Source organism: Bradyrhizobium sp. 1200_D9_N1_1 (assembly GCF_052075915.1).
Lineage (GTDB): Bacteria > Pseudomonadota > Alphaproteobacteria > Rhizobiales > Xanthobacteraceae > Bradyrhizobium > Bradyrhizobium diazoefficiens.
This window is the reverse complement of the sequence record NZ_CP197226.1, coordinates 6,647,680-6,669,800: the sequence shown is the minus strand read 5'-3', so window position 1 is coordinate 6,669,800 and position 22,121 is coordinate 6,647,680. Positions and strand designations below refer to the sequence as shown.

Genomic DNA, 22,121 nt, shown 5'->3' with positions numbered 1-22,121 from the left:
ATGGGCGCGCCAATTCGATTGACTCCAGGGGCGCCGTTAGCTTTATATTAGAACATATCATGAACAAATGAGCCAGCCGCTGGTTCTCTTTTTGAGAGCCACCGGCAATCACCTCTGAAGGAGCGGCGTATATGAGCGGCGCACGCACAAGCGCGCTTGCGACCTTGCGCAGCCAGATCGAGCGCATCGAGACGGCGGAGGTCGTGCATCAGCATGATCGCGTCGCGCTTGGCCACGGCGAGGTCGACAGCGCGCTGAAGGGCGGGCTCGCGCGCGCGGCGATCCACGAGGTGTTTTGCGAGGGGCGCCAGGGCGCCGCCGCGACCGGGTTTGTCATGGGCGTTGCGGGACGCGTGACCGCGCGCCGGCCGCTGTTGTGGGTGCGGCAGGATTTTTCGGAACTGGAAGCCGGCGCGCTGTCGATGAGCGGGCTCGCCGAGCTCGGCCTCGACCCGCGCCGCGTGGTGATGGTGCGCGCGGCCGATGTCGAGAGTGCGCTGCGCACTTCGGCCGATGCACTGGCCTGCGATGCGCTCGGCGCGGTCGTGCTCGAGCTCTGGGGCGAGACGCGGCAATTCGATCTCGTGGCGAGCCGCAAGCTGACGCTGGCCGCGCAAGGCTCCGGCGTCACCGGCCTGCTGTTGCGGATGGCCGCGCAGCCGCTGCCCTCGACTGCCGAGACCAGATGGATGCTGCGCGCGGCGCATTCGCCGCCGGGCACGATGTGGAATGCCTGGGGCGCGCCGCGCTTCGATGCCGAGCTGTTGCGCAATCGTCATGGCCCGTGCGGCCGGTGGATCATGGAATGGAAATGTGATGAGTGCCAGTTCAGTGAACCGTCGACGTATTCTCAGCTTGTGGCTGCCGCGCCTGCCCATCGACCGGATCCAGCGGTTCTTCAACGGCGGGCTGGGTAAGACCAAAGCGTTTTCGAGCGAAGTGGGTACCGGTTCGCGTGAAGAAAACGCGTCAAAACAAAAAGACGAGCCTAGCATCGTCGTCATCAAAGAGACCAATGCGCTGGTGATCCATGCGCTTGACGATGCGGCGTCGCGGCTGGGCCTGCATATCGGCCAGCCCCTGGCCAATGCGCGGGCGATGTGCCCGGACTTGCGGGTGTTCGATGCCGATGTCGTCGCCGATGCGAAGACGCTGAGCGACATCGCCGACTGGTGCGACCGTTTCACGCCGCTGGTGGCGCTCGATCCGCCGCACGGGCTGTTCCTTGATATCACCGGCTGCGCGCATCTGTTCGGCGGCGAAGCCGCGCTGTTGCAGACGCTCATTCGCGCGCTCGGCCGACAAGGCTTTGCCGTCAGCGCGGCGATTGCCGGCACCTCGGTCTGCGCGCGGACGCTGACGCGCCAGGTCACAGGCACCATCGTCGCCGATGGCGGGGAGGCGGAGGCGATCAGCCGGCTGCCGGTGTCCGCGCTCGGCGCGGGCGAGGCCATCACCACCGGCCTGCGCCGTGCCGGCCTGAAGACCATCGGCGATGTCGCATCGCGCGGCGCCCACGAGATCACGGCGCGGTTCGGCGCGCGGTTCTCTACGCTGCTCGCGCATGCGCTGGGGCAGGGCGATGCGCCGATCAATCCGCGAAAGCCGCTGCCTGACTACATCGTAGAGAAGCGCTTTGCCGAGCCGATCGCGACCGACACGATGATCGCGATGACGCTGTCGCGGCTCGCCGACACGTTGATCGCGTCCATGGAGAAGCAGGGCAAGGGCGCGCGGCGGCTGGAAGCCGCCTTCTTCCGCACCGACGGCGTGGTGCGGGCGATCATGGTCGAGACCGGACGGCCGGTGACGCGAAGCGCCGTCATCGACCGCCTGTTCCGCGAGCGGCTCGATGCGCTCGCCGATCCCCTCGATCCCGGCTTCGGCTTCGACATGGTGCGGCTGTCGGCGAGCCGCACCGAGATCGTGGTGCAGGAGCAGCGCGATCTCGACGCCCATGTCCACGACAATGACGAGCTCGCCGCGCTGATCGACCGCATCGCGGCGCGGATCGGCGGAAAGCGCGTCGTCGTGCACCTGCCGCAGGACACGCATGTCCCTGAATGTGCGGTGCTGGCCGCGCCGGCGCAGCATCACCTTGCCGCCGCCATGCAGGCCGAATGGCCGGCGCGCGCCGAGGGCGAGCCGCCGCTGCGCCCCCTGCGGCTGTTCGACAAGCCGGAGCCGGTCACAGTGCCGTTCGCGACCGTGCCGGATGGTCCGCCGCATCAATTCACCTGGCGGCGCGCGAAACACGCGGTGGTGCGGGTGGAAGGGCCCGAGCGCATCGCGATGGAATGGTGGCGTCAGGACGGCAAGCAGTTGACGCGGGATTATTTCCGCATCGAGGATGCCGAAGGCCTGCGCTTCTGGATTTTTCGCGACGGTCTTTACGAGGGAGAGGTGTTCGACGCCGACGGCAAGCCCGCTCCTCCCAACTGGTATGTGCACGGTCTCTTCGCATGAACACGCCTGCTTATGCCGAGATCGGCATCACCACCAATTTCTCCTTCCTGCGGGGCGGTTCGGATCCGCGGGCCTATGTGCACCAGGCGAGCATCCTCGGCATCTCCGCGATCGGCATCGCCGATCACAACACGCTGGCCGGCGTGGTGCGGGCCTACAAGGAGCTCGACAATGACAAGGTGCTGCACAAGCCGAAGCTGCTGATCGGCGCGCGCATCGTCTTCATCGACGGCACGCCCGACATTCTTGTCTATCCGCGCGACCGTGCGGCCTATGGCCGGCTCTGCCAGCTCCTGACCCGGGGCAAGCGTGGCGACGACGTCACGCGGATCGAGAAGGGCGAATGCCGTCTCACCTTCTCCGATCTCCTCGCGTTTTCGGAAGGCCAGCTCCTGGTCTTGACCCTGCCGCATCGCTTCGAGCCGGCGCAGGCGCTGGATGTCCTTGCAAAGCTCAAAGCGACCCGCGCCGAGGGCGTGTGGCTGGCGGCGAGCCTGGTCCATCGCGGCGATGACCGACGCCGCCTGGCGCGGCTCGACGATCTCGCGACGACGGCAAAGGTGCAGTTGCTCGCGACCAACGAGGTGCTCTATCACGATCCTGCGCGCCGTCCCCTCCAGGACGTGCTCACCTGCATCCGGGAAAAGACCACGATCGAGGCGGTCGGACGAAAGCTCGAGGCCAATGCCGAGCGCTTTCTCAAAACTCCGCGCGAAATGTCGCGGCTGTTCCGTGACTTCCCCGACGCGATCGCGGAGACCATGCGCTTTGCGAACAAGATCGACTTCTCGCTCGACCAGCTTAGATATCAATATCCGGACGAGCCGGTGCCGCCGGGCAAGACCGCGCAAGGGCATCTGGAGGACCTGACCTGGGCGGGCGTCGATAAATATTTCGCCGGCAAGATCGATGACAAGCTGCGTGCTACGCTCAAGAAAGAGCTCGCGCTGATCGCCGAGCTGAAATACGCGCACTATTTCCTCACCGTGCACGACATCGTCCATTATGCGCGCAGCCAGAACATCCTGTGCCAGGGGCGGGGATCGGCGGCGAATTCAGCGGTGTGCTACGTGCTCGGCATCACCTCGGTCGACCCGACCAAGGTCGATCTCTTGTTCGAGCGCTTCATCTCCAAGGAGCGGCTGGAGCCGCCCGACATCGACGTCGATTTCGAGCATTCGCGGCGCGAGGAGGTGATGCAATATGTCTATCGCCGCTATGGCCGTCACCGCGCCGCGATCATCGCCACGATCATCCATTATCGTCCGCGTAGCGCCATCCGCGACGTCGGCAAGGCGCTGGGCCTGACCGAGGACGTCACCGCCGCGCTCGCCGACACCGTCTGGGGAAGCTGGGGCAGTGGCCTCAACGACATGCAGGTGAAGCAGGCCGGGCTTGATCCGCAAAACCCCATGATCAACCTCGCGGTCGAGCTTGCGACCGAGCTGATCGAATTCCCGCGCCATCTCTCCCAGCATGTCGGCGGCTATGTGCTCACCCAGGACCGGCTCGACACCTATGTGCCGATCGGCAACGCCGCGATGGACGACCGCACCTTCATCGAATGGGACAAGGACGACGTCGACGCGCTCAACATGATGAAGGTCGACGTGCTTGCGCTGGGCATGCTGACCTGCATCCGCAAATGTTTTGACTTGATCGACCAGCACAAGGGCGAGCGCTGGGTTCTGGCGAGCGTTCCGCAGGACGATCCCAAGGTCTACGACATGCTGTGTGACGGGGAGTCGCTCGGCGTGTTCCAGGTCGAGAGCCGCGCCCAGATGAACATGCTGCCGCGCCTGAAGCCGCGGACCTTCTACGACCTCGTCATCGAGGTCGCGATCGTGCGGCCGGGGCCGATCCAGGGCGACATGGTGCATCCGTATTTGCGACGACGGAACGGCCAGGAGAAGGTGAACTATCCCTCGCCATCGCCCGAGCATGGTCCCGCGGACGAGCTCTACAAGGTGCTGCACAAGACGAAGGGCGTGCCGCTGTTCCAGGAGCAGGCAATGCGCATCGCGATCGAGGCGGCCAAATTCACCTCCGAGGAGGCCAACGGCCTACGCCGCTCGATGGCGACTTTCCGCAATGTCGGCACCATCGGCAAATACGAAGACAAGCTGATCGGCAACATGGTCGCGCGCGGCTACGATCCCAACTTCGCCAGAAGCTGCTTCGACCAGATCAAGGGTTTTGGTTCCTACGGTTTTCCGGAGAGCCACGCCGCGAGTTTTGCTCAGCTCGTCTACATTTCGTCATGGCTGAAATATCATCATCCCGATGCGTTCTGCTGCGGCCTCTTGAACTCGCAGCCGATGGGCTTTTACGCGCCGGCGCAGATCGTCGGCGATGCCCGCAAGAACGGCGTCGAGGTGCGCGACATCGACGTGTCCTACAGCTTTGCGCAGAACACGCTGGAGCAGGGGAGCGGCAAATACTGCGCGGTGCGCCTCGGCTTCCGCCAGATCGACGGTTTTCATTGGCTGGACGAGGATGAGGAACATCTGAAACGTTCCCTGCTGTCATTCCGGGGCGCGCCACTTGGCGCGAACCCGGAATCCATCGGGCCGCATATGCCTGGCGGAATGGATTCCGGGCTCGACGCTGGCGCGTCGCCCCGGAATGACAAGAAGGAAGACTGGGCCAACCGCATCGTCGCCGCCCGCAACCGCCGTCCCTTCACCTCGCTCGAAGATTTCGCCCGCGACACCGGCCTGCCCAAGCGCGCGCTGATCCTGCTCGCCGATGCCGACGCCTTCCGTTCGCTCGGGCTCGATCGCCGCGAGGCGCTGTGGCAGGTGCGGCGGCTGCCAGATGACGTGCCGTTGCCGCTGTTCGAGGCCGCCACCGCCCGTGAGCAGCCCGACGAGCATGCAAAGCCATTGCCCTTGATGCCGCGCCCCGAGCAGGTGGTCGCGGACTACCAGACCATCCGGCTATCGCTGAAGGGCCACCCGATGGAATTCCTGCGCGAGATGTTATCGCGCGAGCGCGTCGTCGCCTGCAAGGACGTCAATCATCAGAACGAGCGGCGGCGTGTCCGCTGCGCCGGCGTGGTGCTGGTCCGGCAGCGGCCGGGCAGCGCCAGCGGCGTCGTGTTCATGACGCTGGAGGACGAAACCGGCATCGCCAATGTCGTGGTGTGGCCCAAGATCATGGAGCAGTACCGCAAGGAGGTGATGGGCGCGCGCCTCATCCTGGTCGAAGGCTATATCCAGAGCAGCCCCGAGAAGGTGACGCATCTCATCGCCCAGCGCATGGTCGACCGCTCGCACGATCTGATCGGCCTTGCCAATGACTCGCTGACCCGCAAGCATCCGGTGCCATCAGGCGACGCGCTGATCGAGCCGCTCAACGACGACCGCCGCGACCACGCGGATGCTCCGGCACAGAAAATCCGCCACCCTCGCAACGTCCGCATCCTGCCGCCGTCGCGGGATTTTCATTGAGGTTGTCGCGCGGGATGCTGCCACGCCGTCATTGCGAGCGTAGCGAAGCAATCCAGACTGTTGCCGCGGAAAGATTCTGGATTGCTTGCGCTCGCAATGACGAGTTTGTTGAAGCGATCGCGCCTCACTCTCAGTCGTCATACCCCGCAAAGGCGGGGTATCCAGTACGCCGCGGCCTCTCGGTTCTAGCCGCACTGTCTCTGGAATACTGGACCGCCCGCCTTCGCAGGCGATGACAGCGTGCCCCTCAAAAATTCACCCGGTTCGAGATCGCCCCGTCCACGACCAGATTCGATCCCGTGGTGAACCCCGACACCGGGCTGGCCAGAAACACCGCCGCGCTTGCGATCTCCTGCGGCGTCGCCATGCGGCCGGTAGGGTTGCGCTTCATCGCATCCTTGTAGCGCTCGGGCATGTTCTGCTCGATCGTGTTCCAGACGCCGCCCTTGAAATAGACGGTGCCGGGCGAGACCACGTTGACGCGGATCTTCTTCTTCGCATATTGCCGCGCCAGCCCCTTGGCCATGTGGATCAGCGCCGCCTTGATCGGGCCGTAGGAGCTCGCGAGATCGGCCTGTGCCGCCGAGATCGAGGCGATGATGACGAAGGCTGCGTCGCCGCTTGTCTCGCCGCTCGCCTCGAGGAACGGTCGCGCGGCATCGAACGCATGCACGGCGCCGAGCACGTCGAGCCGGAAGTTCTGCTCCCAGGACGCTGCATCCTGACCTTGCGCCATCGCGCCGGCATTGGAGAACAGCATGTCGATGCCGCCGAGCTCCTTTGCAGCGCCCTCGACCCAGGACTTCAACGCCGCGCCGTCGGTGACGTCGACCGGGCTGCCGGTGGCGCGGATGCCGCTCGTCTTCAGCTCAGTGACGGTGGCGGCAACCTGATCCGCATTGCGCGCGCACACCGCGACATTGGCGCCTTCGCCGGCCAGCGTCGCCGCAATCGCCCGCCCGATGCCGCGCGTGCCGCCGAGCACGATGGCGTTCTTTCCCTTGAGACCGAGATCCATTGTTTTGTCTTCCTTGTTGTTGGTCGCGCGCCGTCGTCGCGAACGAAGCGCAGTGCCTCCTCCAATGTCGTCCTGGCGAAAGCCAGGACCCATTACCACGAACTTGCGCTGCTGTGCGATGTTGTGGCCAAGACGTGCTGTAACAACATTCGACCGGGGTAATGGGTCCTGGCTTTCGCCAGGACGACACCGAGCGTGTGGTTAGTTGCTTCGCCTGCGGCGACGACCTCACTCCGGTGCCGCCCCCACCGGCGGGCCGCCGGGCGGGCGGTGCAAGTAAGTCAGCGAGACGTAGGCGCCGGCCCAGGAGCCGAGCGCCGCGAAAGCGACATAGAAGGCGTTTTCGGTGTAGCTGATCACCGCGTAGGAGGAGAGCAGGTACCAGACCGCGCTCCAGTTCGCCGCTGGCACGCGCTTGCGCGCGATCACGGCGGAGGTGAACATGACATAGACCGCGTCGGTGGCCGCCGTTGCGATGAACACGGCGCCGGCGGTAACGGGATCGATGGCGGCCATTGCATTCCTTTCTGCGATCATGACATGGTCGCGAAAAGTACAGCATGATCCGGAAAAGTGCGCAGCGGTTTTCCGGAAGGATCGTACGCAAAACAACAACCCGAAAGGGAGAGAAGCGGCCATGCAAAGCCCTGCCGATATTCTCGAGGGCATCTGGACCTCCGCCGGCGGCGATAAGGCCGCGCTTGCACGCGTGCGACTGACCGGCGAAGAGCCGCAGATCCCGTCCTCGTTTCGTGTCGCTGTCGCCGGCCAAACCACAATCGCTGCCGCGGGCCTTGCTGCCGCCGAAATCACGCGATTGCGCAGCGGCGAGGTGCAGGACGTCCATGTCGACATGCGCCATGCCGTGGCCGAATGCCGTTCCGAGCGCTATTTGCGGCTCGACGACAAGCCGCCGCCACCGGCCAGGGACGCCATCGCCGGCGTCTACAGCACAGGCGATGGCCGCTTCGTCCGCTGCCACACCAACTTTCCACATCACCGCGACGCGGTCTGCAAGGTGCTGGCTTGCGAGGCGGAGCGCGAGAAGGTGCAGGCCGCGTTGATGCGGTGGAAGGGCGAGGATTTCGAAACCGCGGCCTACGCCGCCGGCGGCGTGGTTGCCCTGATGCGCACCCACGACGAATGGTCGGCGCTGCCGCAAGCGCATGCGCTCGCCGAACTGCCGCTGATCTCGATCGAGAAGATCGGCGAGGCCCCGCCGAAGCCGTGGCCTGAAGGCGATCGCCCGCTCGCCGGCCTCCGCGTGCTCGATCTCTCCCGCGTCATCGCGGGCCCCGTCGCCGGCCGCACGCTCGCCGCGCACGGTGCGGATGTGCTCCTGGTCTCGGGGCCTGAGTTGCCCGCCATTCCCTGGCTCACCATCGACACCGGCCGCGGCAAGCTCACCACCTTCATCGAGCTGAAGAGCGAGGCGGGCAGGGCGCAGATGCGTGCGCTGTTGAAGGATGTCGACATCTTCTCGCAAGGCTATCGCCCGCACGCGCTCGCAGGTCTGGGTTTCTCGCCCGAGGAGGCAGCGGAGATCAATCCCGGCATCGTCTACGTGACTTTGTCAGCCTACGGTCATGCCGGACCCTGGGCCGAGCGGCGCGGCTTCGACTCTCTGGTGCAAACCACCACCGGCTTCAACCATGCCGAGGGGAAGGCCGCCGGCATCGACGGTCCCAAGGAATTGCCGGCACAGATACTCGATCACGCCACCGGCTATCTCATGGCGTTCGGCGCGATGATGGCCAGGGCGCGCCAGGCCCGCGAAGGCGGCAGCTGGCACGTGCGCGTGTCGCTGGCGCAGACCGGCCGCTGGTTGTGGAATCTCGGCAGGCTCGACGGCGGACTGGACACCCCGGATCTTACGGGCGAGGCTGTACATGCAGCGTTCATCGAGAGCATGCCATCTGGCTTCGGCACGTTGAAAGCGGTGCGCCATTCGGCGCTGCTGTCGAGAACGCCGGCGCAATGGAGCCGTCCGGCGATGCCGCTCGGCAGTCATCCGGCACAGTGGCCGGCGAGAAGCTGACACTGAGCTTACTTGGCTTACTTGGAGCTGACGCGTCGCAAAATTTTAACGCAAACGGAAAGGTGCCGGGCGTTTTTTAGGTTGTTTGAAATCTGAATTCGGCACTATTAGCGCGACCGATGAGGCAATTGTTTGCCGAGATCGTCGCAGACATGACCGGGCCCCATGGTAGTTGAAAATACCAAGCGATTGCAGGTGCTTACAAAACAGCGGGTGATCTCATCCGTAGTTTTACTGGCACTCGCCGGCGCCGGTGCCTACGGCTTCCTCTATGCGGGGGCCAAGGAAAAAAGTCATTCCGAGGTCTCCAGCCAGTCGCGCAGGAATGCGCAGAATTTCACGCCGACCCCGTCCGAATGGGCGACCCTGACGATCGAGCCGGTCAAGGCCAAGACCTTCCGGGCCGAATATGTCACCGAGGGCAAGGTCGCGGTCGACGAGGACCGCTCGACGCCGGTGTTCTCGCCCTATGCGGGCCGGGTCACCAAGCTGCTCGCCAAGCCCGGCGAGATGCTGAAGCAAGGTCAACCGCTGTTCACGATCGAGGCCGCCGACACCGTGCAGGCCCAGAACGATTTCATTGCGGCGATGACCTCGCAGAACAAGGCGAAGTCGGCGATCGATCTTGCCGACATCCAGTTCAAGCGGGCCAAGGATCTCTATGAGGGCCACGCGATTCCGCTGAAGGACTATCAGCAGGCGGAAGCCACCCAGGTCCAGGCGCAGAACGACATGCGCTCCTCGGCGACGGCGCTGGAAGCCGCACGCAACAAGCTGCGGATTCTCGGCTTCACCGACGAAACCATCAAGGCGTTCCAGGACAAGGGCGTCATCGATCGGGAGATCACGATCTACTCGCCGATCTCCGGCACGGTCGTGCAGCGCAAGATCGGCCCGGGCCAGTACGTCAATTCCGGCGCCAGCGATCCGGTCTTCGTGATCGGCGACCTTTCCACGGTCTGGCTCACCGCCTTCGTGCGCGAGAGCGATGCGGCCGCGGTGTGCATCGGGCAGGACATCACCGTCAACGTGATAGCGCTGCCGGGCCGGCCGCTGACCGCCAAGATCAACTACGTCGCCGCCGCGATCGATCCCAGCACCCGCCGTCTGCTGGTTCGCGCCACCATCGACAACAAGGACGGCGCGCTCAAGCCGGAAATGTTCGCCAACGTCACGATCTATTCGGCCGGCGACCGCGCGGCACCTGCGGTGCCGAAACAGGCGTTGATCTATGAGGCCGACAAGGTTCGCATCTGGGTGGCGCGCGAAGACAAGTCGGTCGAGCTGCGCCAGATCAAGATCGGCCTGATCAACGGCAACCTCGTCGAAGTCACGAGCAACCTGCAACCCGGCGAGCAGATCGTCACCAAGGGCAGCCTGTTCATCGACCGCGCGGCGTCCGGCAGCTGATCGACGACCCAAAAACTGAAAACAAACTGAAGACCTGAATGGATCGTCTCGTCGCCCTTGCCGTCAACCGGCGCTACCTGATGGTCGGCATGTTCGTTGCCGTGCTGATCGGCGGCTTGATCGCGTTCAACCAGCTCAATATCGAGGCCTATCCCGACCCGACCCCGCCGATGGTCGACATCGTGACGCAGAGCCCGGGCCTGTCGGCCGAGGAAATCGAGCGTTACATCACGATCCCGATCGAGACCCAGGTCGCGGGTCTGAAGAACCTCACGACCATCCGCACCATCTCGCTCTACGGCCTCTCCGACATCAAGCTCCAGTTCTCCTTCGCCTACACCTACGACGAGGCGTTGCAGCAGGTCTTGAACCGCCTGGCGCAGCTCGCGCCGCTGCCGGGCAATGTGCAGCCGCAGATCTCGCCGCTCAGCCCGATCGGCGAGATCTTCCGCTACCGCCTGGTCGGCCCGCCGAACTACAGCGTGCTCGACCTCAAGACCATCCAGGACTGGATCCTGCAGCGCCGCTTCCGCGCCGTGCCGGGCGTCATCGACGTCACCGGGTGGGGCGGCAAGAGCAAGACCTACGAGCTCCAGGTCGATTTCAACAAGCTCGTCGCCAACGGCCTGACGCTGCCGCAACTGCTCCAGGCGGTCGGCAATGCGAACGTCAATGTCGGCGGCAACACCGTCAATATCGGCCAGCAATCGGCCGTGGTGCGCGGCGTCGGCCTGATACGTTCGATCGACGACCTTGCCAACACCATGGTCTCGCAGACCAACGGCAACCCGGTGCTGGTCAAGGACGTCGCCACAGTCACAGTCGGGCAGAGGCCTCGCCTCGGTATTGCCGGCATCGACGATGCCGACGACATCGTGCAGGGCATCGTCCTGATGCGCCGCGGCGAGCAGAGCTCGCCAACCATCAAGCGCGTTCACCAGCTCGTTCAAACCATCAACAACTCCAGCATCCTGCCGCCCGGCGTGCGCATCGAGCGCATCTACGACCGCGGCGACCTGATTGAGCTCACCACCCACACCGTGCTGCACAACATGGTGGTCGGCATTCTGCTGATCGTGCTGTTGCAGTGGATCTTCCTCGGCGACCTGCGTAGCGCGCTGATCGTCGGCGCCACCATTCCGTTCGCGCTGTTCTTCGCGGTGATCATCCTGGTGCTGCGCGGCGAATCGGCGAACCTGCTGTCGGTCGGCGCGATCGATTTCGGCCTGATCGTCGATGCCACCGTCATCATGGTGGAGGCGATCTTCCGCCGCCTGACGCAGACGACCCCGGTGTCCGAATCCGAGCACATGTCGTCCGAGACGCTGTTCGGCATGAAGAGCCACGCCATCCTCAGCGCCGCGGCCGACGTGTCGCGCTCGATCTTCTTCGCCGCCGCCATCATTATCGCGGCCTTCCTGCCGCTGTTCACGCTCTCCGGCGTCGAAGGCAACATCTTCGGACCGATGGCGCGCACCTATGCCTATGCGCTTGCCGGCGGGCTGCTGGCCACCTTCACGGTGACGCCGGCGCTGTCCGCGATCATCCTGCCCGCGCATGTCGAGGAAACCGAGACCAAAGTCATGTTGATCCTGCACCGGATCTACATGCCGGTGCTGCATTGGGCCGTCGCCAATCGCGGCATCATGCTCGGCGGTGCGGTCGGCCTCGTGCTGATGACGGTGGCGCTCAGCCGGCTGCTCGGCCTCGAATTCCTGCCCAAGCTGGAAGAGGGCAATCTCTGGATCCGCGCCACGCTGCCGCCGACCATCTCGCTCCAGGAAGGCAACACCTACGTCAACGAGATGCGCAAGGTGATCCGCGCCCGGCCCGAGGTGGAATCGGTGGTGTCGCAGCACGGCCGTCCCGACGACGGCACCGACGCGGCCGGCTTCTTCAACGCCGAGTTCTTCGCGCCGCTCAAGCCCGTGAGCCAATGGCCCGGCACGCGCGACAAGGAAGAGCTGACCGCGCAACTGCTCAAGCAGCTCGACGACCGCTTCCCCGGCGTCGAGTTCAACTTCTCGCAATATCTCCAGGACAACGTCTCCGAGGCCGTCTCCGGCGTGAAGGGCGAGAACTCGATCAAGCTGTTCGGCAGCGATCTGCAGGCGCTTACCGACACCGCCAACAAGATCAAGCAGGTGCTGTCGACGGTGCAGGGTGTCACCGACCTTGCGGTGTTCACCTCGCTCGGGCAGCCGACCATCCAGATCGACATCGACCGCGCCAAGGCCGCGCGCTACGGCCTCGCACCGGGCGACATCAACGCCACCATCAAGGTCGCGATTGGCGGCGACACCGCGGGCGATCTCTACGAGCCCGGAAGCGACCGCCATTTCCCGATCATCGTTCGGCTTGCGCCGGAATACCGCCGGAGCGCAGAGGCGATCCAGAATTTGCGGATCGGTGCGCCGGGGCCGAACGGCACCGTCACGCAGATCCCGTTGAGCGAGGTCGCCAGCATCAGCCTCGTCTCGGGCGCGGCCTACATCTACCGCGAGCAGCAGGAGCGCTACCTGCCGATCAAGTTCTCGGTCCGCGAGCGCGATCTCGGCAGCGCGATCCGCGAGGCGCAGCAGAAGATCGCCGACCAGGTGCAACTGCCGCCCGGCTCGCACATGGACTGGGTCGGCGAGTTCGGCAATCTCCAGGACGCGATCCGGCGCCTGTCGATCGTGGTGCCGATTTCGCTGGCGCTGATCGGCGTCCTGCTCTGGTTCAATTTCGGCTCGATGACCGACACGCTGCTCGCGATGAGCGTGATCCCGATGGCGATCTTCGGCGGCGTGCTCGGGCTGTTGATCACCGGCACGGCGTTCAGCGTCTCTGCGGCGATCGGCTTCATCGCGCTGTTCGGCATCGCGGTCATGGATGGCATCATCATCCTGTCGCAGTTCAACCAGCTCATCGAGGAAGGCATGGACCGCGTGAGCGCGGTGATCCGCACCGGCGAGCTTCAGCTTCGGCCCGTGCTGATGACCTGCGTCGTCGCCGGCGTCGGCCTCTTGCCCGCTGCCCTGTCGGAGGGCATCGGATCGCAGGTGCAGAAGCCGCTCGCGGTCGTCGTCGTCACCGGCATGATGCTGGCGCCGGTCGTGATCCTGGTGACCTTACCGGTCCTGATCTCCTTCTTCTCCCGCCGTGCGCGCTGATCGCGGGCGGCCGTCGCGACTCAGAATCCGTAGAGCCGCCCCGGATTGTCGACCAGGATCTTTTTGCGCACATCCGCATCCGGTGCCCACACCGGAAGCTGGTTGAGCAGGCGGCCGTCATCGATCTGGTAGAGAGGCGCGATGTCGGTGGCTTTCCGTCCCTCGACATGGCTCGAATCCGGATGCGGCCAGTCGGTGCCCCAGACGATGCGATCCGGATTGGCCTCGATCAGCGCGCGCGCAAAGGGCACCATGTCCTGATAGTCCGGCGCGAGTTTTGACGAGCGATAGGCGCCGGAGATCTTCACATAGACCTTGCCGGATTTGACGAGCGCGACCAGGTCGGAAAATCCCGGCTGCTCCAGCCCGAGCGAAGCCTCGAGGCCGCCGAAATGATCGAACACCGCGGGCACGGGCGCGGCCAGCACCAGGTCCTTGATCGCCGAGATCATCGGCAGCGTGGTGTAGAGCTGCACGTGCCAGCCGCGCGCCTTCATGCGCTCGACGGCCGCAGTGAAGCGGGCCCGGCCGACATTGGGATCGCTGATGCCGCCGGTCGCAAGGTTGATGCGGATGCCGCGGAAGCCTTCCTGCTGCATCGCGTCGAGCTGCGCTTCGGTCGTCTTGTCGTCGATCACGGCGACCCCGCGCGCGGTCCCGCCACGCGCCTTCATGCCGAACAGAGTGGAGGAGTTGTCGGTGCCGTAGACGCTCGGCGTCACGATCACCACGCGCTCGATATGCAGCGCCTTGTGCAGCGCGGCCATTTCTTCAGGGCTCGCCAGCTCCGGCGTATAGACGCGGCCTGCGAAGAACGGAAACTTTTCGGGATCGCCATGGATGTGGGTGTGGCAGTCGCAGGCATGCGCCGGAACGTCGAAATTGACCGGCGTCGCGGGCTGCGACGCGCGGGCGTGGGCTTTGCTGGTCATGGCTACTCCGGCGGCAAGTGAGGCAAGCAGGACGCTGCGTCGGTCGAGCATGGTTTCTCTCCCTGCTTCGTTATTTGGAGGTTGGACCGGGACAGTATCACATCAGCCCGGCAATCGCTCCGCTTCGCGGTGCGGTGACGAAGACGACGAGATCGAACAACGGAGCGAGTTCCTCGCCCCAGCCGGTGACCGATCCGCTGAGCACCCAATCGAGACGCGGCAGAAACATCTCGCGCATCAGGCGCAGGCGCTCCGCGCCGGGGCGCGTCGTCTGGTAGGGCGGCGCGGTCGGCAGCCAGAAATAATCATCGCTGTCGTGATGCGGAAGCGCAAGCCGCCCGGCGAGCGCGCGGCCGAGCGTCGTCACGCCGGACCCCGAAGCTCCCATCAGATGGATGCGGCGGCTCTTCATGGCACCGGGCCAAAAGATTGAAACTACTGCCCCGACGGCGTGCGCAGGCCGTGCCAGGCGTCGCGGACCTGCTGGTAGTGCACCTCCGGCAGGTAGTCCGGCGTGTTCAGGCTCAAGGTCTTGACGTCGAGATGGCCGACGGCGCTGAGTAGCGTGTAGGAGGCGATCACGCGGTCGCGCAGCGCGCCGATCAGACGGGCCTTGGCCTGGATCAGATCGGCCTGCGAGTTCAGCACGTCCACCGTCGTGCGCTGTCCGCCGGCGGCCTCGCGCTGCACGCCCTGGAGCGCGACGGTCGCCGCCTTCACTTCGGACTCGGAGGCCGAGACCGCGATCTTGGCGCCTTCGTTCGCAACCCAGGCGCTGACCGCCGCGGTGCGAGCCTGATTGCGCACCTGGTCGAGCACGAGCCGGCTCTGAGCGGTGATCTCCTTGGCCTGCCGGGTCTGCGCGGCGGCCTGGCCGCCGTCATAGATCGGCGCGGTGACGTTGGCGACGATCGAGGCCTGGTCCTCTGCGAAGGTGCCGAGTGTGGGGTCGTTGTTGCGGCTTTTGCTGGCGCTGCCCTGGATGCTGGCGCTCGGCAGCAGGGCGCCTTCCGCGACGCGGATGTTGGTGGAGGCGACATCGACGTCGAAGCCTGCCGCCATCACGGCTGGATGCTGGCGGATCGCCATTGTCAGCGCATCCTCGCGGCTCTTCGGCAGATAGCGGTCGACCACTTCGGCGGCCCGAAGCTGCGATGGCGCATTGCCGATCACCTGCGCGTATATTGCCTGGCTCACCGCGAGCGCGACTTCGGCGGCATTGAGGTCGGAGAGCCCGCGGTTGAGACGGGCCTCGGCCTGCGCGGTGTCGGTCGGCGTGACGTCGCCGGCGTTGAGGCGGCGCTGGGTGACGGAAAGCGTCTCGCGCAGGAAGGCGACGTTGGAGCGCTGCGCCTCCACCAGCGACTGATTCGCCAGCACATTGGTGTAGGCGGTGACCGCGTCGAGCAGCACGCCCTGGCCGACATTGCGCAGCGCCTCGCGGCCCGACTGCACCTGGAGCTCGGCGGCCCGCACGTTATTGGCGGTGCGGAAGCCGTTGAACAGGGTCTGCGTCACGGTGACGCCGATGACCCATGGCGTCAGATTGGCGGTCTGGATCGTATTGTTGGGCAACAGGTTGCGTACCGATTGCAAGCCGGCGCTGAGGCTTGCAACGAGTTGCGGCCGGTAGCCGGCGAGCGCCTGCGGCACGTTCTCATCGGTCGCACGCTGCCGCGCGCGCTCGGCATTGAGCTGCGGGTTGGTCTGGTAGGCCTTGGCCAGCGCCTCCGGCAGGGCTTCGGCCCCGGCGGCCGAGGGCAGGGCGCAACAGAGCGCCAGCGCGGTCCATGTCGCGAGCACAGGACCCACGCCCGATCGATGCCGCGTCATCACGCGACCAGCTCTGGCGGCACGCCCAATCATGTAATCCCGCTAAACCCCGGCTGTCCGCCCCCGCCGACGGTGGCCTCTTAACTGTTTAACCAGCCGGGGTCCCGCAGGCAAACTGCCGCGGGGAAAACCCCCATGTATTCCGTGCTTGTTGCAGGCGCGTCACAGGGGTTGTGCGGGAAAGCGTCAGAGCCTTACACCGGCCTGACCAGGTGCCGCCTCAGCGGTTCTTGTTCACCGGCTTGCGCTTCTCGATGAACGCGGCCATGCCCTCGGAGCGGTCTTCCAGCGCGAAGGTCGAGTGGAACAGGTTGCGCTCGACGCTCATGCCCTCGGCGAGCGTGGTCTCGAAGGCGCGGTTCACCGCTTCCTTGGCCATGGCGACGGCGGGCCGTGACATCGACGCGATCTTTTCGGCGGCCGCCATCACCTCGTCCATGAGCTTGTCGGCGGGCACGATGCGGCTGACGAGGCCGCTTCGCTCGGCTTCCGCCGCATCCATCATGCGGCCGGTGAGGCAGAGGTCCATCGCCTTGGACTTGCCGATCGCGCGGGTCAGGCGCTGGGTGCCGCCGATGCCGGGAATGGTGCCGAGCGTGATTTCGGGCTGGCCGAACTTGGCGGTGTCGGCGGCGATGATGAAGTCGCACATCATGGCGAGCTCGCAGCCGCCGCCGAGCGCGTAGCCCGCAACAGCGGCGATGGTCGGCTTGCGGCAGCGCGCAACGCGGTCGCCGCCGATCGCGGCGAAATCCTCGGAGAACATGTCGATGAAGCCCTTCGGCTGCATCTCCTTGATGTCGGCGCCGGCGGCAAAGGCCTTCTCGCTGCCGGTCACGACGATGCAGCCGATGGCATCATCGCCCTCGAGATCGTCGACGGCGGCCGCAATCTCGCGGAAGACGCCGAAGGAGAGCGCATTGAGCATCTTCGGCCGGTTCAGCTTGATGATGCCGACCGCGCCTTGGCTTTCGACGATGATGTGTTCGAACGTGCTCATGCTCCACCCACGCTTTTGATTGGGCGGGCAATGTGCCTGCTGCCGCGGTGGCCTTCAAGGGGCCTGAAAAGCTGCCGGAACAAGGCCGCCCGGGACGCGCAGCCAACTGCGCGTCCCGGGCGAGGTCCGTCGGGCCAAAAGATCAGGCCAAAAGATCAGGCCAAGAACTCAGGCCAAGAAATCAGGCCATGAACATCCGCGCGGCGGAGGCCAGGGTCAGCAGCGTGCCGACGCCGATGAAGATCTTGCCGATCAGGGAGCTTTGGTCCCAGGCCGAGCTCTGGTGGCTGCTCGCCATCACCGGCGCGGGTCGCGGCTGCGCGTCGGTTGCGGCGATCACCGCGTTCTGCTTCTGCGCCGGCGGGCTGTCCTGTTGCAGGGCGCGGTCGAGATCGTTGAGCTGGTCGGGCGCCACCACCTGGCTCTCGGCATTCGGGGCGGCGGTATTATCGGCCGCTGCCTGGACGTTGTCGTTGGCGCGGTCCGTCATCGCGGAGGCCGCAGCCGCGGGCGGCGTATCGGCGGCGGCGAGCTGAGCCTTAGCGTTGGCGACCTCCGGCGGCATCTGGCTCGAGGCCGGCACATCGCCACCAGCCTTGTTGTCGGCCTTGCTGTCAGCCCTGGCCGCATCGGTCTTTGCCGCAGCGTCCGTCTTGCCGGCCTTGTCGTCGGAGGACTTCTGCGCCGTCTTGCTGCTGGTACGGCGCGCAGAGTGACGCCGGTGCTTGCTCGGCTGGACTGCATCAGCCTGTTTGCCTGCGCTGTCCGATGGGCTGCTCGCAGCCGAACTCGGCGCCGCCTGTGCAGCGCCTCCGAACAGCAGGAAAAGCCCGGCCAAAAGAATCAGGGCAGCGCGCCCGCTGGCTTTGATCATGTTGACGATCTCCCCAATCCACCCATGCCCGGACCGAACAGAGACGCCGTGGCGTGACGATAGCGGGGCAAAAAATGGGAATCTTCGGGCTAGACCGGGCAAAAACGGGGCAAGCCGCCCCCTCCGGGGCCGGCCGCAGGATGCGAACGGGACCGATCGGTGTTATGAGCCGTCGCGGATTTTCCACGGCCGCATTGGACGGTGGCACAGCGTCAATCACGAAACCGTGATCGTACCGGTGCCGGCGTAACAAATTGAAAGAGCGGCCGAATTGCATGATGAGGGCGCGGGTGCGCGGACGTGAGGACGAATGGACCGGCCTGATGCGGTCGGCCATGGCGGGCGATGATGCGGCGTATCATCGCCTGTTGAAGGCAGTCACGCCGGTGCTGCGCGCTGCCGCGAGGCGCGGGCTGGCGCGGGCCGGCCAGCCTCCCGACCAGGCCGAGGATATCGTGCAGGAGATTCTGTTGGCGGTGCATCTGAAGCGGCACACCTGGGACAGCGAAGCCCCCTTCGCACCCTGGCTGTTCGCGATCGCCCGCAACAAGCTGATCGATGCGCTAAGACGACGTGGCCGGCGGGTCTTCGTCAACATCGATGATTTCGCCGAGACCCTGCCGGGCGAGACGCCGCAGGAGACGGCTTCGGCGGGCGAGGTCACGGCGCAGCTCAACACGCTGCCGCAGCGCCAGCGCGACGTGTTGCAGTCGATCGCGGTCGACAGCGCGTCGATCAAGGACACGGCGGCAAAGTTTTCGATGAGCGAGGGCGCAGTACGGGTCGCGCTGCATCGCGGACTTGCGGCGCTCACGGCCAAACTGCGGGACCACTAGTCATGGATACCGATCAACTCATTCGCTCGCTTGCGGCCGACAACGCCCATCGCACCCCGCGCGTCGGCGCCGTGCTGACCATGGCGCTCCTGGTCGCCGCGCCGCTGTCGATCCTGATCTTCGCGACGTTCCTCGGCGTGCGGCCCGACGTGATGAGTGCCATGCACAACCCGTTCTTCGACATGAAGTTCGCCGTGACGCTGTCGCTCGCGATCCCCGCGATCATCGTCAGCCTGCATCTGTCGCGGCCCGAGGCCTTGCTGCGCGGCTGGGGCTGGCTGTTGCTGCTTCCCGTCGGCCTTCTTGCGGTCGCGATCGGCGGCGAGACGATGATGGCGCCGGCCATGCCGATGTCGATGCGCTTGATGGGCAAGAACTCCAGGGTTTGCCTGCTGGCGATCCCGGCGATGTCGCTGCCGCTGCTGGCGGGGGCGCTGTTCGGCCTGCGCCACGGCGCGCCATCGCACCCCGCGCTCGCCGGTGCGCTCGCCGGCCTGGTGTCGGCCGGGCTCGCTGCGACGCTCTACGCCTCGCACTGCACCGACGACTCGCCGCTGTTCGTCGCGACCTGGTACACGATCGCGACGGCGCTGGTAGCCGCGATCGGAGCGCTGCTCGGGGCGAGGGTGTTGCGGTATTAGGCCGCGGGCGTCGTGCCGTGCTGCATGTGGTGGAAACGCAGCACCTGCTGCGCGGTCGATGAGCGCAGGGCCTCGTAGGTGTCGCGCAGCGTCAGCATGTCGGTCTGCGAGCCGCCCGAGAGCTTTTCGCGCAGGGCGATGATTGCGCGCACGCTCGCCCACGACATGCCCGCGACCTTGGCGAGGATCATCACGCCCTCGGTGCGGCTCTCGATCATCATGTTCTCGGCGGTCTCGACCGCAACGCCGGCGAGCGCCGCGAGGCCCGCATTGGTCTCGTCGAACTTGCCTTGCTCGGCGAAGGCGGTGACCTGGAATTCGTTGAGGCGGCCGTCCTCGTGGAGCGACTTTACCAGCGCGCGCGCTATCTCGGTTTGCCGGGTCATGGCCGCGGCGCGGACCCGCTGGGCCGCTTCCTGGACCACGCTCGACACCTCGTCCGCGAGCTCCGGATGCGCGGCCTCGAGCTTCCTGCGCACGCTCAGGGACGCCTTCGCGACCAGCTTCAGGTAGTGATGGCGCGGCAGGTCGGGCCGCAGGCCGATGCATGTGGCGAGGTCGTCATCGCGCTCGGCCCGCATGACGAGGTCGGAGAGGCTGTCCTCGGAGAGCTGTGCGCCGGGATTGCCGACGGTCGATTGCACGACGTCCTCGTTGCCGCGCGTCACCAGCACGTCGGTGAGTGCTGCCGACAGCACCCGCCGCAGCGAGATCGCCTTCAGATGCGCCTGACCCCGCGTGCGCGCGATCTCGATCAGGGTCGCCTCGTCCAGCCGTTCCGATTTCGACAGCACCGGTCCTGCGACCTCGATCACCTCGTCGAGCGCGAGCGTGCGGATGATCTTCGGCGGTGCCTCCGCGATCGGTGCGAGGCGGTCGGCGAGCAGCGTCCTCGCCGAGGTCTCGATCTGTTCGATCAGGCACTGGAATACGTCGTCGAACACGCGGATGTGCTCGTCGGAGTAATCCACTGCATTGCCCACGAACAGATCGGTGACGCGGCGCAGCGCCTCGACCCGGCGCACAACGGTGCCGTGCGAGAGCGCAGCCTGCAATTCCTCGAGCAGGTTCTCGGATGGTCTGGCGGATCTGGATTTCATTGCCCTGTCCTGGAGCGTTTGGTCCGGCGGCGGCTTCTCACGTGCCGGAGAAAATGGGTTGGTCAGTTCGTTGCAATACGGTTGCGGCCTTGCGCCTTGGCTGAATAGAGCGCGCTGTCGGCGCGCGCGAGAAACGTGTCGGCAGTATCAACGTCGCGCAGCGTCACGACGCCCGCGGAAATCGTCACGCGCATGCCGGGGGAGAATGCGCTCCAGTCGAGATCGGCGACGATGCTGCGCAGGCGCTCGAGCATGCGCGAGGCCGCCTCGCCGTCGGTGTCCGGCAGCAACAGCAGGAATTCCTCGCCGCCGTAGCGGCCGAAGCAGTCGGTCGGGCGGATGTTGGCGAATATGGTGATCGCGAAGGTGCGCAGCACCTCGTCGCCGATGGGATGGCCGTGGGCATCGTTGATGCGCTTGAACCAGTCGAGATCGATCAGCGCGATCGCGCAAGATGTCGATGCCCGCCGCGACTTGTCCATCTCGGCGTCGAGCAGTCGCATGATGCAGCGGCGGTTGTAGGACCCGGTCAGCTCGTCGAGCTCGGCCAGTTCCTCGATGCGCTGATAGGCAGCCTTCAGCTCGATGCTGCGCTGGTACAGGATCTTGCGCAGCGTGGCGCCGAACAGGCCGAGGAAGGCGCACTGGCCGATCACCAGCACGAAGCACAGCATCGAGGCGGTCCGCTGCAGCCGGGTAGCAACGGGCATGCCGATCGGCAGGTCGGAGGCGAGGAAGACGGCGGCAAGGCCGATGGCCGCGAGCGTCCAGGTGATCATCGCCTGGGCCGAGGTCATGCGCAGCGTGCCGAAGGCGAAGATCAGGAACAGCACGCAGATGAAGGCGATGCCGATGGTCGGGACCGACAGCAGGAACACGAATTGCAGCGCCATATGCGCCGAGATCTGGAAGACGGTGAGGTAGTGGTCGGTGAATCTGTCGCCGATGCCGGCTTCCGACAGCACGGTGAACGTGCCGATGATCAGGAGGCCGCCGAACCAGAACAGCGAGGCAATGTCGACCGAGATCGTGCCGTCATAGGCGTAGATCAGCAGGACCGAGGCGCCGAGCGAGTAGCTCGCCACCTGGCCGACATACATCTGGCGGCGCTGCCGGGCCCGGCGCTCGCGGACTTCGGGGGCCGCCGCCTCGGGCGCGAGAACGAGTTCCGCGACCTCAGCGGCATTCCTCTCCGGAAAGGACGTCGCGGCCGTGTTCATGGTCCCGCCAATGGTGGATGTCAGCCCAAAAATCTACGTGGCAAGCCTTTAGGTTTGGTATCCTTTGAAAGCGAATCCGAACCGTGCAGCGCAGAACAGGGTGATGTCGGTCGCTGGGGGAATTTGCCGGCGATTAGGCATCGTTT

The 22,121-nt window shown here is 65.6% G+C and carries 16 protein-coding genes and 1 pseudogene; 8 read left to right on the top strand and 9 right to left on the bottom strand.

Translation table 11 applies throughout. From position 1 onward, the window contains the following. The first annotated feature begins 131 nt into the window (after positions 1–131). Genes AB5K84_RS32010 through AB5K84_RS32000 form a run of 3 tightly spaced genes read left to right on the top strand, consistent with a single transcriptional unit; the run spans position 132 to position 5,918 of the window. A complete protein-coding gene (locus AB5K84_RS32010; protein WP_011085808.1) occupies positions 132–917 on the top strand; it encodes an ImuA family protein in 786 nt (261 codons plus the stop codon). Next, entirely contained in the window at positions 817–2,466 is a 1,650-nt protein-coding gene (locus AB5K84_RS32005) for a Y-family DNA polymerase (RefSeq protein WP_063921433.1), read from the top strand. Before AB5K84_RS32010 ends, AB5K84_RS32005 begins: the two co-directional genes overlap by 101 nt. Further along, positions 2,463–5,918, top strand: a complete 3,456-nt coding sequence (locus tag AB5K84_RS32000; RefSeq protein ID WP_011085810.1) for an error-prone DNA polymerase — start codon at positions 2,463–2,465, stop codon at positions 5,916–5,918. Before AB5K84_RS32005 ends, AB5K84_RS32000 begins: the two co-directional genes overlap by 4 nt. A gap of 247 nt (positions 5,919–6,165) precedes the next feature. Here AB5K84_RS32000 and AB5K84_RS31995 read toward each other — a convergent pair whose 3' ends face one another. Both AB5K84_RS31995 and AB5K84_RS31990 read right to left on the bottom strand, forming a co-directional pair. Further along, complete coding sequence (locus AB5K84_RS31995) at positions 6,166–6,936, bottom strand: SDR family NAD(P)-dependent oxidoreductase (protein ID WP_038965747.1); 771 nt, start codon at positions 6,934–6,936, stop codon at positions 6,166–6,168. Positions 6,937–7,164: 228 nt separating this feature from the next. Then, positions 7,165–7,452, bottom strand: a complete 288-nt coding sequence (locus AB5K84_RS31990) for a hypothetical protein (RefSeq protein WP_011085813.1) — start codon at positions 7,450–7,452, stop codon at positions 7,165–7,167. Between the two features lie 121 nt (positions 7,453–7,573). Between AB5K84_RS31990 and AB5K84_RS31985 the strand changes: the two genes are divergently transcribed. From AB5K84_RS31985 to AB5K84_RS31975, 3 genes are all read left to right on the top strand, one after another. Beyond that, positions 7,574–8,974: a CoA transferase gene (locus AB5K84_RS31985; RefSeq protein ID WP_038965744.1), complete on the top strand. Its 1,401-nt coding sequence runs from the start codon at positions 7,574–7,576 to the stop codon at positions 8,972–8,974. Between the two features lie 165 nt (positions 8,975–9,139). Then, positions 9,140–10,384, top strand: a complete 1,245-nt coding sequence (locus AB5K84_RS31980) for an efflux RND transporter periplasmic adaptor subunit (protein ID WP_011085815.1) — start codon at positions 9,140–9,142, stop codon at positions 10,382–10,384. 38 nt (positions 10,385–10,422) lie between these two features. After that, positions 10,423–13,539: an efflux RND transporter permease subunit gene (locus AB5K84_RS31975; RefSeq protein WP_011085816.1), complete on the top strand. Its 3,117-nt coding sequence runs from the start codon at positions 10,423–10,425 to the stop codon at positions 13,537–13,539. 20 nt (positions 13,540–13,559) lie between these two features. Here AB5K84_RS31975 and AB5K84_RS31970 read toward each other — a convergent pair whose 3' ends face one another. The 5 genes and pseudogenes from AB5K84_RS31970 to AB5K84_RS31950 all read right to left on the bottom strand — a co-directional run bounded on the left by AB5K84_RS31970 (position 13,560) and on the right by AB5K84_RS31950 (position 18,178). Then, entirely contained in the window at positions 13,560–14,522 is a 963-nt protein-coding gene (locus AB5K84_RS31970; RefSeq protein ID WP_011085817.1) for an amidohydrolase family protein, read from the bottom strand. A gap of 73 nt (positions 14,523–14,595) precedes the next feature. Beyond that, positions 14,596–14,883: pseudogene (locus tag AB5K84_RS31965) on the bottom strand (hypothetical protein); the annotation flags it as partial. A gap of 23 nt (positions 14,884–14,906) precedes the next feature. Then, the gene (locus AB5K84_RS31960; RefSeq protein ID WP_011085819.1) at positions 14,907–16,337 is read right to left on the bottom strand and encodes a TolC family outer membrane protein; all 1,431 of its coding nucleotides are present in this window, start codon (positions 16,335–16,337) and stop codon (positions 14,907–14,909) included. A 187-nt stretch (positions 16,338–16,524) separates the two neighbouring features. Beyond that, entirely contained in the window at positions 16,525–17,304 is a 780-nt protein-coding gene (locus tag AB5K84_RS31955; RefSeq protein WP_011085820.1) for an enoyl-CoA hydratase, read from the bottom strand. Positions 17,305–17,485: 181 nt separating this feature from the next. Further along, positions 17,486–18,178 (bottom strand): hypothetical protein, encoded by a 693-nt coding sequence (locus AB5K84_RS31950; protein ID WP_028172305.1) that lies wholly within the window; start codon positions 18,176–18,178, stop codon positions 17,486–17,488. A 290-nt stretch (positions 18,179–18,468) separates the two neighbouring features. Between AB5K84_RS31950 and AB5K84_RS31945 the strand changes: the two genes are divergently transcribed. Both AB5K84_RS31945 and AB5K84_RS31940 read left to right on the top strand, forming a co-directional pair. Then, positions 18,469–19,014, top strand: a complete 546-nt coding sequence (locus AB5K84_RS31945; RefSeq protein ID WP_028172304.1) for a sigma-70 family RNA polymerase sigma factor — start codon at positions 18,469–18,471, stop codon at positions 19,012–19,014. Between the two features lie 2 nt (positions 19,015–19,016). Further along, complete coding sequence (locus tag AB5K84_RS31940; RefSeq protein WP_011085823.1) at positions 19,017–19,655, top strand: NrsF family protein; 639 nt, start codon at positions 19,017–19,019, stop codon at positions 19,653–19,655. Here AB5K84_RS31940 and AB5K84_RS31935 read toward each other — a convergent pair. Together AB5K84_RS31935 and AB5K84_RS31930 are read right to left on the bottom strand one after the other, a co-directional pair. Continuing rightward, entirely contained in the window at positions 19,652–20,755 is a 1,104-nt protein-coding gene (locus AB5K84_RS31935; RefSeq protein WP_441232710.1) for a DUF2336 domain-containing protein, read from the bottom strand. The two genes, AB5K84_RS31940 and AB5K84_RS31935, sit on opposite strands and share 4 nt — an antisense overlap. A gap of 62 nt (positions 20,756–20,817) precedes the next feature. Further along, positions 20,818–21,975: a GGDEF domain-containing protein gene (locus AB5K84_RS31930; RefSeq protein ID WP_011085825.1), complete on the bottom strand. Its 1,158-nt coding sequence runs from the start codon at positions 21,973–21,975 to the stop codon at positions 20,818–20,820. Between the last annotated feature and the right edge of the window lie 146 nt (positions 21,976–22,121).